Consider the following 13,078-nt stretch of genomic DNA (forward strand, 5'->3'; position numbering starts at 1 on the left):
AAGGAGAACGCAATGTTGACGAGGCTGACCGACCGTGACGAACGGGCCCTGCTCGCCGCCGCCGAGAACCGGATCGCCGAGCCCCTGCGCGTGGGGGCGGCGCTGGCCGCCGTACGACGCCTCCTGCGGCGCGAGCGAGAATCGGTGACATGTCACCCCACAACAGCACACCAGACGAGCACCGGCCCCAGCAGCAGCACCGGCAGCCCGCGGCGGCAACCGACCGCTCCGCTCCCCCGGTGATCGCCGGCCTGCTCCTCGCCGCCGGCGGCGGCCGGCGCCTGGGCGGCCGGCCGAAGGCCCTGCTGACCTACCGGGGCCGCCCGCTGGTGGAGAACGCCGTACGGGTTCTGCGCGAAGCGGGCTGCGGCCCGCTGCACGTGGTGCTCGGCGCCTCCGCGGCCGAGGTGCGCGAGCGTGCCGATCTGAGCGGCTGCGTGGTGACCGACAACCCGGACTGGGCCGAGGGCATGGGCTCCTCCCTGCGGGTCGGCCTCGCCTCGCTGGCCGGTACGGGCGCCCGCGCGGCCCTGGTCTCCCTGGTGGACCAGCCGGGCATCGGCCCGGAGGCGGTGGCCCGGGTCCGGGCCGCCTACCGGTCTCCGGCGAGCCTGGTGGCGGCGGCCTACGAGGGCGAGCGCGGACACCCGGTGCTCTTCGGGTCGGACCGCTGGCCGGACATCGTGGCGACGGCCACCGGAGACAGGGGCGCGCGGGTGCATCTGACGAAGCATGCGGCGGAGCTCACCCTGGTCGAGTGCGGGGACGTGGCGGAGGCCTTCGACATCGACACCCCGCCCGACCTGGCACGACTCGCCTGAGCTGGCTGTGATCGCGGTGGCACTGAGGGCCACCGTGAAGCGGAATCTGTCGACTCAGAGAATCTCGACATCAACAAACCATTGAACTTCCACCATGAGGAAATTACTATCCACTGGTCAGAAGCGCCCTGAACCCCCAGACGGCGCCCGCGACCGTATTCCGGAACTCTCCACACCCGACGGCACTGCGTGCCGTCTCGCGCGAGCATTCCCCCGCGGCCGCCAGGCACCGCCGCTGAAGGAGTGACAGATATGTCCGCACCAGCGCCGTCATCGCTGGCCATCGTCGACGCCGAGCCCCTGCCCCGGCAGGACGAAGTCCTCACCGAAGCGGCTCTCGCCTTCGTGGCCGAGCTCCACCGGCGGTTCGCCCCCCGCCGCGCCGAGCTCCTCGCCCGCCGCTCCGTGCGCCGCGCCGAGATCGCCCGTACCTCCACGCTCGACTTCCTCCCGGACACCGCACAGGTCCGCGAGGGCGACTGGAAGGTGGCGCCGGCCCCGGCCGCGCTGAACGACCGCCGTGTGGAGATCACCGGTCCGACGGACCGCAAGATGACCATCAACGCCCTGAACTCGGGTGCCAAGGTCTGGCTCGCCGACTTCGAGGACGCCTCGGCTCCCACCTGGGAGAACGTGGTCCTCGGCCAGCTCAACCTGATCGACGCCTACGAGCGCCGCATCGACTTCACCGACGCCCGCACCGGCAAGGCGTACGCCCTCAAGCCCGCCGCGGAGCTCGCCACCGTCGTGATGCGCCCCCGCGGCTGGCACCTGGAGGAGCGCCACCTGCAGTTCGAGGGCGGCCCGGCCTCCGGCTCGCTCGTGGACTTCGGCCTGTACTTCTTCCACAACGCCAAGCGCCTCATCGAGCTCGGCAAGGGCCCGTACTTCTACCTGCCGAAGACCGAGTCCCACCTGGAGGCGCGCCTCTGGAACGAAATCTTCGTCTTCGCCCAGGACTACGTCGGCATCCCGCAGGGCACCGTTCGCGCGACCGTCCTGATCGAGACGATCACGGCCGCGTACGAGATGGACGAGATCCTCTTCGAGCTGCGCGACCACGCGGCGGGCCTGAACGCCGGCCGCTGGGACTACCTCTTCTCCATCGTCAAGAACTTCCGTGACGGCGGCGAGAAGTTCGTCCTGCCGGACCGCAACGCGGTGACGATGACCGCCCCCTTCATGCGGGCGTACACCGAACTCCTCGTCAAGACCTGCCACAAGCGCGGCGCGCACGCCATCGGCGGCATGGCGGCCTTCATCCCGTCCCGCAAGGACGCCGAGGTCAACAAGGTCGCCTTCGAGAAGGTCAAGGCCGACAAGGACCGCGAGGCCGGCGACGGCTTCGACGGCTCCTGGGTCGCCCACCCCGACCTGGTCCCGATCGCGATGGCCTCCTTCGACGCCGTGCTGGGCGAGAAGCCCAACCAGAAGGACCGCCTCCGCGAGGACGTCCACGTGGCCCCGGGCGAGCTGATCGCGATCGATTCCCTCGACGCGAAGCCCACGTACGACGGCCTGCGCAACGCCGTCCAGGTCGGCATCCGCTACATCGAGGCCTGGCTGCGCGGCCTCGGCGCCGTCGGCATCTTCGGCCTGATGGAGGACGCCGCCACCGCCGAGATCTCGCGCTCGCAGATCTGGCAGTGGATCAACGCCGGCGTGGTCTTCGAGAACGGCAAGCTCGCCACCGCCGACCTGGCCCGCGAGGTCGCGGCCGCCGAACTCGCCGCGATCCGCGCCGAGGTCGGCGAGGAGGCCTTCGCCTCCGGCAAGTGGCAGCAGGCCCACGACCTGCTCCTCCAGGTCTCCCTCGACGCCGACTACGCGGACTTCCTCACCCTCCCCGCGTACGACCAGCTCATCGGCTGACACCCCGCCTTCGGCTGAATCGCACAGCAGCCGAAAGCCCGGCAGTAGCGACAACGCCCCCGAAGCCTTCCGGCTCCGGGGGCGTTGTCGTGCGTCCGCGACCGGCGCGTCCGACCGGTCGGCGCCGAACGACCGATCGGTTGTTACTTGTTCGTAACTTGCCTGTACCTAGCGGTAACAACGCGCGGGGTGGCACCTTTCCGATTGCCACCGGCCGGAGGTAACCCCCACTTACCCAGCCATGCGCCGGAGTTGTTCCTGGCTCCCGCATGGCCGACCGCAGGAGTTCCGCAGTGATCGGATTCCGCAACGACAGCATGGACCGGGCCCGTCGCGTGCGACGACTGGCCGGGATCGGGACGGCGGCGGCGCTCGGCGCCGGGGCCCTCGTCACCGGAGGAGCCGGGACGGCCGTGGCCGGGCCGGGGAACGGGCCCACCGCCGTGGTGTCCCTCGGCGACAGCTACATCTCCGGGGAGGCCGGGCGCTGGAAGGGCAACAGCCTGACCAACAGCGGGAGCCGGACCGGGACCGACCGGGCCTGGGTGAGCGGCAGCAGCTACGACCCCGGCAAGGTCTACGGAGCCACCGCCGGCGGATGCCACCGGTCGGACTCCGCCGAGGTGAAGAGCGCCGGGGCCATCGCCGACGTCGCGATCAACCTGGCCTGCTCCGGGGCGGTCTCGCAGAACGTGTTCCGCGCCTCCAACGGGGGCGTGGCCTTCAAGGGCGAGGCCCCGCAGGCCGATCAGCTCGCCGCCGTGGCCGCGAGCAACAACGTCAAGGTCATCGCGCTGTCCATCGGGGGCAACGACCTCGGCTTCGCCGACATCATCAAGGAGTGCGCGTACGACTTCGTGCTCTGGAACTCCTACTGCTACGACGACCAGCAGGAGGGTGTGAACGACAAGATCGACGGCGTCATGGCCGACGTCGGCAAGTCCGTGGACGAGGTGCGGGCCGTCATGCGCGGCGCCGGGTACGCCGACTCCTCGTACCGGATCGTGCTGCAGTCCTACCCGTCGCCGATCCCGCGCGGCGCGGAGAACCGGTACACCCAGAGCGACTGGAGCCGGCTCAACACCGGCGGGTGCCCCTTCTGGAACCGGGACTCCGACTGGGCGCGGGACTCGCTCGTGCCGCAGATCGCCGGGCGGCTCAAGGCGGTCGCCGCCGCCAAGGGCGCGCAGTTCCTGGACCTGAAGGACATGATGCAGGGGCGCGAGGTGTGCGCGAAGGCAAGCAAGCAGGTGACCACCGCGGCCCCGGCCTCGGCGAAGACCAGCGAGTGGGCCCGCTGGATCGACAGCAGCGAGACGCAGGGCCTGGTCCAGGAGTCCATGCACCCGAACTACTTCGGGCAGCTCGCGGCCGGGCGCTGCCTGGCGCTGGTCGTGGCGCAGCCTGCGGGCAGCGGGTTCGGCTGCAAGAACACCCCCGGGGCCGACCACAGCGGGATGTACCTGACCCCGGCGCCTTAGTCACGCCGTCCCGTAGCTCCGTAGCTCCGTAGCTCCGTAGTACTGATCCGTCGCGGCCTGGTCCTTGCGGCCTCGCCGCGGCGGGGTGCGGTCCTATCCGGCCTCGTCGAGGACGGACAGGATGTTGCCCGCCGGGTCCTTGAACCAGGCGATGGACGGCATTCCGCGCTCCGTGGAGCGGACGATGCCCCGGTCGTCGGCCACGAATCCTTCGTAGCGCTCGAGGACGACGCCTCGTGCGGTGAGTTCACCGACCGCCTTGTCGATGTCGTCCACGGTGAAATTGAGGATCGTGAAGGTCGCGGGCTCGTGGTTGTCCTTCGGGTAGACCAGTACCTCCGTGCCGCCCGCGAGGTGCAGTCGCAGGATCGGCATGTCCTCTTCCCCGGTGACCCGGAGCCCGAGCGTGCCGCCGTAGAACTCCTTCGCCTTCCCGAGGTCGTCGACCGAGAAGCCGCTGTAGGCCTTGCTCTCCGCAAACATGACCACTCCCTCGAACCGCCGCACACCCCCTGCCCCCATGTTCCCCCCGGGCCCGGCGGCCGTCGACCGGGAAATCGGGTGATCGCCCGCCCGTGCACTGGCATGCTCGCGTCCATGACAGTCCGCAGCGCGCGTCCCAGTCTCTACATCTCCGTCGACATCGAGGCCGACGGTCCCATCCCCGGGCCGTATTCGATGATCAGCTTCGGGGCCGCGGTGGCGGGGCGGCAGGACGGGGCTTCGTATACGGCCGCCGATCCCGAACGGGACACCTTCTACCGGGAGTTGCGCCCGATCAGCGAGGCGTACGTACCGGAGGCGCTCGCGGTCAGCGGGCTCGACCGGGACCGGCTGCTCCGCGAGGGCGCCGAACCGGCCGTCGCCATGGCGGAGTTCCGCGCCTGGGTGCGGGAGGTCTCGGCGGGGGCTCAGCCGGTGATGTGCGCCTACCCGGCCTCCTTCGACTGGATGTTCCTGTACTGGTACTTGATGAACTTCGGCGGCGACAGCCCCTTCGGGCACTCCGGTTGCCTGGACATGAAGACCCTCTACGCGGCCAAGGCCCGGGTCCCCCTCCGTGCCGCGGTCAAGGGCCGGATGCCGAGCGAGCTGCTCTCCCGCCGCCCGCACACCCATCACGCGCTGGACGACGCGGTCGAGCAGGCCGAGCTGATGAGCAACCTGATGGCATGGGTGCCACCCGGTCAGCCTGCTCAGCCCGGTCAGCCCGGTCAGCCCGCCAGTTCCGGCAGCAGTTCGCGCAGGGGCGTCCGGGCGCCGGAGGCGTAGGCCGCGCGGAAGGCCTGTGGGGTGAGGCGGCTGCGGACCGTGTGCTGGACGCGGGGGGCCGCGGCCGCGCGCGGGCGGGTGCGGGAGACGGCGCCGAGGAGGCGGGCGGCTTCGGCGTAGCGTCCCTGGTCCGCCTCCAGTTCGGCGAGGAGTTCCACCGAGAAGGCCTGCCCGAGCGTGTCGTCCAGCGCGAACTGGGTCCGCAGCGCGCTCAGCAGTTCGGTACGGGCCAGGGCCGGGCGGCCCTCGTGGCGCTGGACCAGGGCATGGGCGTAGCTCACCCAGGAACGGGCCCACGGATCGGCCGGCGCGTCCGGCGGCCCGTCCCGCAGGCCCTCCGGCAGCCCGTCCCGCAGGCCCTCCGGCGGCCCGTCCTCGACCGGAACCGAGGCCGGGTCCGTGCGGGCGACCGCCAGGGTGTGCGCGGCCCTCAGGGCTTCGCGGCCGGGGCCGAACTCCGGATCGGCCGGCAGGAGTTCCAGGCCCTCCCGGTACTCCGCCACGGCATCCTCGTACCGGTGCTCCCACAGCGCGATCGTGCCGCGCAGATGCGCGAGGTACGCCAGGCAGGCGTCCTCCCCCTCGTACACGGCCTCGGTCCACGCCTCCACCAACAGGGGGTCGGCGCCGGCGGACTCCCCGAAGGCCGCGACCAGCCACGCCGCGAGCCACAGCGCGCGGGCGGGCCGGGGCGCAGGGTGCACGGCCAGGGCGCGCTCCACGTGCCTGCGCCCCTCCGCAGCCATCCCGCACGCGGACCACACGAACCACAGGGACACCGCGATCTCCAGGGCGGCTCCCGGCCCTCCGGCGGCGAGCGGGTTCATCGCCGCGCGCAGCTCGGGGAGTTCCCGCAGGGCGAGGGCGCGCGCTTCCCGCTGCGCGCCGGCGCGCCACAGCTGCGCGGCTCGCTCCGCCAGCACCCGGCAGCGCTCGCGGTGGCGCCGGGCCGTCGTCGCGCCGTCCCCGGCGGGTCCGTGCGCGAGCCGCCGGGCCGCGTACGCCCGTACGGACAGCGGCAGCCGGTAGCGGCCCGGCCCGGCGTCCGCGAGCAGGCCCGGGGCCAGCCGGAGCAGCGCCTCGGCCGCGGTGTCCGGAGTGAGCGCCCCGAACCCGCACACCTCGGCGACGGCCGCCTGGTCGAAAGAGCCCGCGAAGACGGAGAGCCGCTCCCAGAGCAGCCGTTCGGCGGGCGAGGCCAGGCGCAGCGAGCGTTCCGCGTCGACCCGGGTACTGCGGCCGGCGCCGCCCGCGAGGAAGCCCAGCGGGTCGGAGCCGAGTCTGCGGAGCGCCTGCGCGGGCGCGTACTGGTGCGAGCGCCCCGCCGCGAGCTCCAGCGCGCCGGGGATCCCGTCGAGCGCCCGGCACAGCGCGGCGACGGCGCCCGCGTTGCGGTCGGTCAGCTCGAAGAAGGGGTCGGCGCCGCGTGCCCGCTCCTCGAAGAGCCGTACGGCCGCGTAACCGGCGACGTCGGCCACCGGGAACCGCCGGGTGGGATCGGGCCCTGCCTGCCCCGCCAGGACCGACGGCGCCGCGGGCAGCGGCTGCACGGAGGGCGCGGTCGGAACCGACAGCGGCGGTACGGCGAGCACCGCTTCCCCGGAGAGCCGCAGCCTCCGCTGCGAGGTGGCCAGAATGCGCAGCCCCGGCAGGCACCGCAGCAGTTCGGCCACCAGCCCCGCTCCGGCCTCCCCGAGCTGTTCGCAGCCGTCGAGCACGAGCAGTGCCTCGCGTCCCGCGAGGCGGTCCGCGAGCTCCGCTCCGAGGCGGTCCCAGCACTGCTCGGGCAGGGCTCCGAGCTCCGCCCAGACCGCGTCCAGACCGTCGCGGTCGCCCAGGGTGCGGACGGTGCGCACCGCGAGCCGGGTCTTGCCGATTCCAGCAGGTCCGGTGAGTGTGACCAGGCGCTGCGTCGCGAGCAGGGAGGCGAGGGCGGTGAGCTCCCGCTCCCGCCCGATGAAGCTCGACAGTTCGGCGGGCACCGCCTGCCGCACGCCCGAGCCGGCCTCCCCCACACGTCCTCCTGCTGTGTCCGACACGTGCGCACCGTCATGTGGTCAACAGTTGAACGCACAAAGAGAGATGATCGGCTCATAATCCCGTTGTCCCGTCACCGACCGGGAGAACCACCAAGGGGAGGGTATGAACTCGGCCATTTCCGCCATCGACGACACGGACCGGGCGCTGGTCCACGCACTGCAGCTCGCACCCCGCGCGAGCTGGGAGTTGCTGGGTCCGGTCCTCGGTGCGCGCCCGGACACCCTGGCGCGCCGCTGGGAGCGGCTGACCGAATCCGGCGAGGCGTGGCTGAGCGGACTCGGGTTGCGCACGGGCGTCACGAAGCCCTGCATGGCGTGGGTGGAGGTCATGTGCACCGCGGGCACTTCGCCTTCGGTGGGGGACGCCCTCGTGGCGGATCCGCACGCCCTGGGGGTCGAGCACACCACCGGGGGCCGGGACCTGCTCGTCTTCGTGGCCGTACCCGACCTCCCCACGCTGTACTCCTACTTGTCCTCCCGGGTGCAGCGGATCCCCGGCGTGATCGGCACCCGCACCTCGATGGTGACGGCGGTGCACTACGCCCCCGATCGCTGGCGCCTGGACCAGCTGACCCCGGCCCAGATCGGCCTGCTGACCAGACGGATCCGGCGGCCGGTGGCTTCCGCCGCCCCGGACCGGCCGGCGGTGGCGCCGCTCCAGGAGGAGGACCGGCCGCTGGTACTGGCCCTGGCCTCGGACGCACGGCGCAGCGTGGCTTCGCTGGCCCGGGAGTTCACGATGAGCGAGTCGACCGTACGGCGCCGGCTGGCGCGGCTGGAGGGCGGGCTGAGCCTGCGCTACAGCTGCGCGCTGGCCTCCGGGCTGTCGGGCTGGCCGGTGTCCGCGACGCTGTGGGCGGAGTCGTCCGAGTTCGAGCTCGCCGACTGCGCGGCGGTGGCCGCCGGGCTGCGCGAGACCCGTATCTGCATGTCCGTCAGCGGCCCCTGGAACTTCATGATCAGCGCCCGGCTGCGCACGGTGGAGGACCTCTCCCGCTACACGGCGGAGCTCACCCGGAGGCTGCCGGGCCTGCGCATCACGGACTCGGCGGTGGCCCTGCAGGTCCGCAAGACGGAAGCCCAGGAACTGGACCGCCGAGGCCACCGGGTGCGTACGGTCACCCCGGACATCTGGTCGGACCCGGTCCTGCGCGTGTTCGGCCCCGTCGGCGTTTGAGGCACGCCGAGAACACGTACGGCGGTGCGGACGCCAACCCCGCAGTGGGTGACGTACGCACCGCCGTATCCCGCGCACGGGCCGGGAACGGCCCGGTCAGTGCACCGGTACCGGTTCCGGGGCGGCCGAGGCCGATCCCTTCTTGGCACCGAGGTGGTTGAAGGCGAGGTTCAGCAGGATGGCCACGACGCAGCCGGTGCTGATGCCGGAGTCGAGGACGACCAGCAGGTCCTCGGGGAAGGCGTGGTAGAAGCCGGGGGCCGCGATCGGGATCAGGCCTATGCCGAGCGAGGCGGCGACGATCAGGGCGTTCTCGCCCTTCTCCATGGCCGCTCCGGCCAGCGTCTGGATGCCGCTGGCGGCCACCGACCCGAAGAGGACGATGCCCGCGCCGCCGAGGACCGGCAGCGGTACGACTCCGATGACGGAGGCGGCGATGGGACACAGGCCCAGCAGGATCAGGATGCCGCCGCCGGCCGCGACGACGAACCGGCTGCGGACCTTGGTCATGGCGACCAGCCCGATGTTCTGCGCGAAGGCACTGCACATGAACCCGTTGAACAGCGGGCTGAGCGCGCTGCCCAGGGTGTCGGCGCGCAGGCCGCCCTCGATGGTCTTCGCGTCCGCCGGACGGCCGACGATCTTGCCCAGGGCGAGGATGTCGGCGGTGGACTCGGTCATGCACACCAGCATCACGATGCACATGGAGATGATCGCGGCGACCTGGAACTGCGGCGCTCCGAAGTGGAACGGCGTCGGGAAGCCGATGAAATCGGCGTTCCGGACCGCGTCGAAGTTCGTCATCCCCAGCGGCAGCGCGATGAGCGTGCCGGCGACCAGGCCGAGGAGGATGGAGATCTGCTGGAGGAAGCCGCGCAGGAACTTGCGCATCAGCAGGACGATCGCGAGGGTGGCGGCCGCCATGGCGATGTTCTTCATCGAGCCGTAGCCGGTGGCGGTGCTGTTCCCGCCCTGCGACCAGTTGAAGGCCACGGGGAGCAGCGAGACGCCGATCAGGGTGATGACCGTACCGGTGACGACCGGTGGGAAGAACCGGACCAGTTTCCCGAAGTACGGGGCGGCGAAGAAGCCGAGGATTCCGGCGACGATGATCGCGCCGAAGATGATCGGGATGGCGTTGTCGCCCTCGCCCTTCCCGATGGCGATCATCGGGGTCACGCCGGCGAAGGAAACACCGTTGACGAAGGGGAGTTTGGCGCCGATCTTCCAGAACCCGAGGGTCTGGAGGAGGGTGGCGAGCCCTGCGGTGAAGAGCGAGGCGCCCATCAGGAAGGCGGTCTCGGTGGCGGAGAGGCCTACGGCCGGGCCGACGATCATGGGCGGGGCGACTACACCCGCGTACATGGCGGCCACGTGCTGGAGACCGCTGGTGAACATCTTCAGCGGGGGCAAGGTCTCGTCGACCGGGTGCTTCCCCCCGTGGTCGTCCGCGACCTGCGGTACTGCGACTGCGTCTGCGTCTTTGCGAAACCTGGGCGCCTGGGCCACGGCTTCCTCCGAACTGTTTAACACGCCGGCAGGGACGTGATGTGTCTGGGAGGTGATGCGAAAGCTGTACGAGTCGAGCCGGTATGGAGTTGTGGGCGCTGCGAATGCTTGTCCCAAGGGGTGCAGAAACGATTCGCCCGAGTCGTTCCACGCACGGGCGGCCTAGGGCCGCCGGTAAGGAAGTCAAAGAGAGCTGGAGGTGCCGTAGCAGTGGCGCGGTACACGAGCTGCGGGGCCAGTGGCACGAGTCACCGCTCCCGGGGCGCCCTCGGAAAGACCTCGGGCGCTACCCGGGAACAGCTGCCGCGGACCCCGCTCGGGTCCACGGCTGCCGGCCGGGGGCCGTCCCCCCCGGCCGGACTCCGTGGGATCAGGCCTGCGCGGAGATCCGCGCGAGGCGCTGGGCCTCTTCCCGAGTGGACACGGCGATGGCGTCCTCGTCGGCGAAGAGGAGACGGTTGTTCTCGACGATCTGCTTGCCGTTGACGAACGACGCGGTGACCGGGGCCGCCGCACCGAAGACCAGCGCGGTGACCGGGTCGGCGATCGAGGAGTGCAGGAGGGTGTTCAGGTTCCAGAGCACCAGGTCGGCGCACTTGCCGACCTCCAGCGAACCGATGTTGGAGGCGCGGCCGAGGACCTGGGCGCCACCGAACGTACCGAGGCGCAGGGCCTGACGGGCGTTCAGGGCACGCTCGCGGTGGACCGGGTTCAGACGGTTGATCAGCAGCGCGTTGCGCAGCTCGGTGTGCAGCTCACCGGACTCGTTCGAGGCGGTGCCGTCCACGCCGAGGCCGACCGGGACACCGGCGGCGAGCATGTCCGGGACGCGGGCGATGCCGGCGGCCAGACGGGCGTTGGAGGACGGGCAGTGCGCGACACCGGTCTTGGTACGGGCGAACGCGGCGATGTCGGAGTCGTTCATGTGGACGCTGTGCGCCATCCACACGTCCTCGCCGAGCCAGCCGGTCGACTCGAAGTAGTCGGTCGGGCCCATGCCGAACAGTTCCTTGCAGAACTGCTCTTCCTCGACGGTCTCCGAGCCGTGCGTGTGCATGCGCACACCCAGGCGGCGGGCCATCTCGGCGCCCTGCTTCAGCAGCTCGGTGGAGACCGAGAAGGGGGAGCAGGGGGCGACGGCGACCTGGGTCATCGCGTCGAAGGAGGAGTCGTGGTACTTCTTCACGGTCGCCTCGGTGTCCGCGAGGGCACCTTCGAGGGTCTCGACCGCGTGGTCCGGCGGCAGGCCGCCGTCCTTCTCGCTGCGGTCCATCGAGCCGCGGGCGAGGGTGAAGCGGACGCCCATCTCGGACGCGGCGCGGATGATCGACCCGGAGAGGTCACCCGAACCCTTGGGGAAGACGTAGTGGTGGTCCATCGCGGTGGTGACGCCACCCTTGGCCATCGCGGCGAGGGAGCCCTGCGCGGCCGTGTACGTCATCTGCTCGTCGATGCGCGCCCACGTCGGGTACAGCGCGACCAGCCAGTTGAAGAGGTTGTGGTCAGTGGCCAGACCACGCGTGATCCACTGGTAGAAGTGGTGGTGCGTGTTGACCAGACCGGGAGTCACGAGGTGCCCGGTGCCGTCGATGCGGCGGACGACGTTCTCGAGGTTCTCGGGGGCCTTGCCCGCGCCGACGAACTCGATCTTGTTACCGGCGAGCACCACGTGACCCGAGGCGTACTCGGTGTCGTTGGCGTCGACGGTCGCAATCGCACAGTTTTCGATGACGATGCGCTCTACGGCGCTGTCATTGGCTGCCGATGCTGCCATGGGACTTCCTCGTGCTTTCAGTGGCGGTGCGGGCACGGCAAAACCCAGGGGATTTGAGTGCCGGAGCCGGGGGCCTTGACAGCTGACAGTACTGCCGCCCCGTGTGGTGCGTCCGGGTGCCGATTCAGGAAGTTGAAAGTGTTGAAAGTGCTGACAGGTGTCGCGCCGCCCCGGGGCCACTGCGGAGCCCCGGGACGGGCGTGCCACATCAGAGGTTGGTCATGTCCACGGGGATACGGGCGTCTACGCCGTCGCGGAGGACCGTCGCCTCGATCAGACCGTACGGGCGGTCCGCGGCGAAGTAGACCTCGTTGTCGTTCTTGAGACCGAAGGGCTCGAGGTCGACGAGGAAGTGGTGCTTGTTCGGGAGCGAGAAGCGAACCTCGTCGATCTCCGAACGGTGGTTGATGATGCGCGAACCCATCTGGTACAGGGTCTGCTGCAGCGACAGGGAGTAGGTCTCCGCGAAGGCCTGGAGCATGTGCTTCCGGGTCTCGGCGTAGGACTTCTCCCAGTTGGGCATCCGCTGCTCGTCATCCGACCAGGCGAAGCGCCAGCGAGCCGAAACCTGGGTCGCCAGGATGCGGTCGTAGGCCTCCTTCAGGGTCGTGTACTTGTCCTTCACGTAACCCCAGAACTCGGAGTTCGTGGAGTTCATGACGACCAGGTCCTTGAGGCCGGAGATGACCTCCCAGTTCTTGCCGTCGTACGTGATCTGGGTGACCCGGGTCTCCATGCCCTCGCGGACGAAGGAGTGGTTCACCTCGTCGGAGCCGATGAACTTGGAGTTCGCGTCCGAGGTCGCGATCCGGGACCAGGAGTACTCCTCGATCCGGATGCGGGCCTTCTGGATCGGCTCCTGGCTGTTGACGAACCAACGCGCCAGGTGGATGCCGAACTGCTCGGCGGACTCGATGCCGTACTCCTTGGCGAACGCGTACACCGTGTTCTTCGTGGTGTCCGTCGGCAGGACGTTGGCGTTCGAGCCGGAGTAGTGGACGTCGTCCATGTCGCCCGAGAGGGCGACCGAGACGTTCAGGTCCTTGATGTGGTGGGTGTCGCCGTCCCGCGTGATCTTGACTACGCGGTTCTCTGCTTTGCCGTACTGGTTCTGGCCCAGAATGGTGGCCATG

10 protein-coding genes are annotated in these 13,078 nt (G+C 70.5%); 5 read left to right on the forward strand and 5 right to left on the reverse strand.

The genetic code is table 11. The annotated features are described in order from the left end of the window. The first annotated feature begins 149 nt into the window (after positions 1-149). From ACFYM0_RS07280 to ACFYM0_RS07290, 3 genes are all read left to right on the forward strand, one after another. A complete protein-coding gene (locus tag ACFYM0_RS07280) occupies positions 150-821 on the forward strand; it encodes an NTP transferase domain-containing protein (protein ID WP_388497589.1) in 672 nt (223 codons plus the stop codon). Positions 822-1,073: 252 nt separating this feature from the next. After that, complete coding sequence (gene aceB / locus ACFYM0_RS07285; protein ID WP_388497591.1) at positions 1,074-2,693, forward strand: malate synthase A; 1,620 nt, start codon at positions 1,074-1,076, stop codon at positions 2,691-2,693. A 293-nt stretch (positions 2,694-2,986) separates the two neighbouring features. After that, positions 2,987-4,174: a hypothetical protein gene (locus ACFYM0_RS07290; protein ID WP_388497595.1), complete on the forward strand. Its 1,188-nt coding sequence runs from the start codon at positions 2,987-2,989 to the stop codon at positions 4,172-4,174. Between the two features lie 93 nt (positions 4,175-4,267). Here the strand turns inward: ACFYM0_RS07290 and ACFYM0_RS07295 are convergent, their stop codons facing one another. Beyond that, complete coding sequence (locus ACFYM0_RS07295) at positions 4,268-4,657, reverse strand: VOC family protein (protein WP_388497597.1); 390 nt, start codon at positions 4,655-4,657, stop codon at positions 4,268-4,270. A 114-nt stretch (positions 4,658-4,771) separates the two neighbouring features. Here ACFYM0_RS07295 and ACFYM0_RS07300 point away from each other — a divergent pair, with 114 nt between their 5' ends. After that, on the forward strand, positions 4,772-5,446 hold the full coding sequence (locus ACFYM0_RS07300; RefSeq protein WP_388497599.1) for a 3'-5' exoribonuclease domain-containing protein: 675 nt from the start codon (positions 4,772-4,774) through the stop codon (positions 5,444-5,446). Here the strand turns inward: ACFYM0_RS07300 and ACFYM0_RS07305 are convergent. Beyond that, positions 5,389-7,461, reverse strand: a complete 2,073-nt coding sequence (locus ACFYM0_RS07305) for an ATP-binding protein (protein WP_388497601.1) — start codon at positions 7,459-7,461, stop codon at positions 5,389-5,391. The two genes, ACFYM0_RS07300 and ACFYM0_RS07305, sit on opposite strands and share 58 nt — an antisense overlap. Positions 7,462-7,588: 127 nt before the next feature. Between ACFYM0_RS07305 and ACFYM0_RS07310 the strand changes: the two genes are divergently transcribed. After that, positions 7,589-8,662, forward strand: coding sequence for an Lrp/AsnC family transcriptional regulator (locus ACFYM0_RS07310; protein WP_388497604.1), 1,074 nt, complete (start codon positions 7,589-7,591; stop codon positions 8,660-8,662). Between the two features lie 96 nt (positions 8,663-8,758). Here ACFYM0_RS07310 and ACFYM0_RS07315 read toward each other — a convergent pair whose 3' ends face one another. From ACFYM0_RS07315 to pucL, 3 genes are all read right to left on the reverse strand, one after another. Then, positions 8,759-10,171, reverse strand: coding sequence for a nucleobase:cation symporter-2 family protein (locus ACFYM0_RS07315; RefSeq protein WP_388497740.1), 1,413 nt, complete (start codon positions 10,169-10,171; stop codon positions 8,759-8,761). Positions 10,172-10,541: 370 nt separating this feature from the next. Beyond that, the gene (locus ACFYM0_RS07320) at positions 10,542-11,945 is read right to left on the reverse strand and encodes an 8-oxoguanine deaminase (RefSeq protein WP_266885243.1); all 1,404 of its coding nucleotides are present in this window, start codon (positions 11,943-11,945) and stop codon (positions 10,542-10,544) included. Positions 11,946-12,153: 208 nt separating this feature from the next. Further along, positions 12,154-13,077 carry a factor-independent urate hydroxylase gene (pucL, locus tag ACFYM0_RS07325; RefSeq protein WP_327255912.1) on the reverse strand — a complete coding sequence of 308 codons (924 nt, stop codon included), beginning with the start codon at positions 13,075-13,077 and terminating at the stop codon, positions 12,154-12,156. Position 13,078 lies beyond the last annotated feature (1 nt).

Origin of the sequence: Streptomyces sp. NPDC006487, from assembly GCF_042870555.1 — a bacterium.
In the GTDB taxonomy this organism is placed as follows: Bacteria; Actinomycetota; Actinomycetes; order Streptomycetales; family Streptomycetaceae; genus Streptomyces.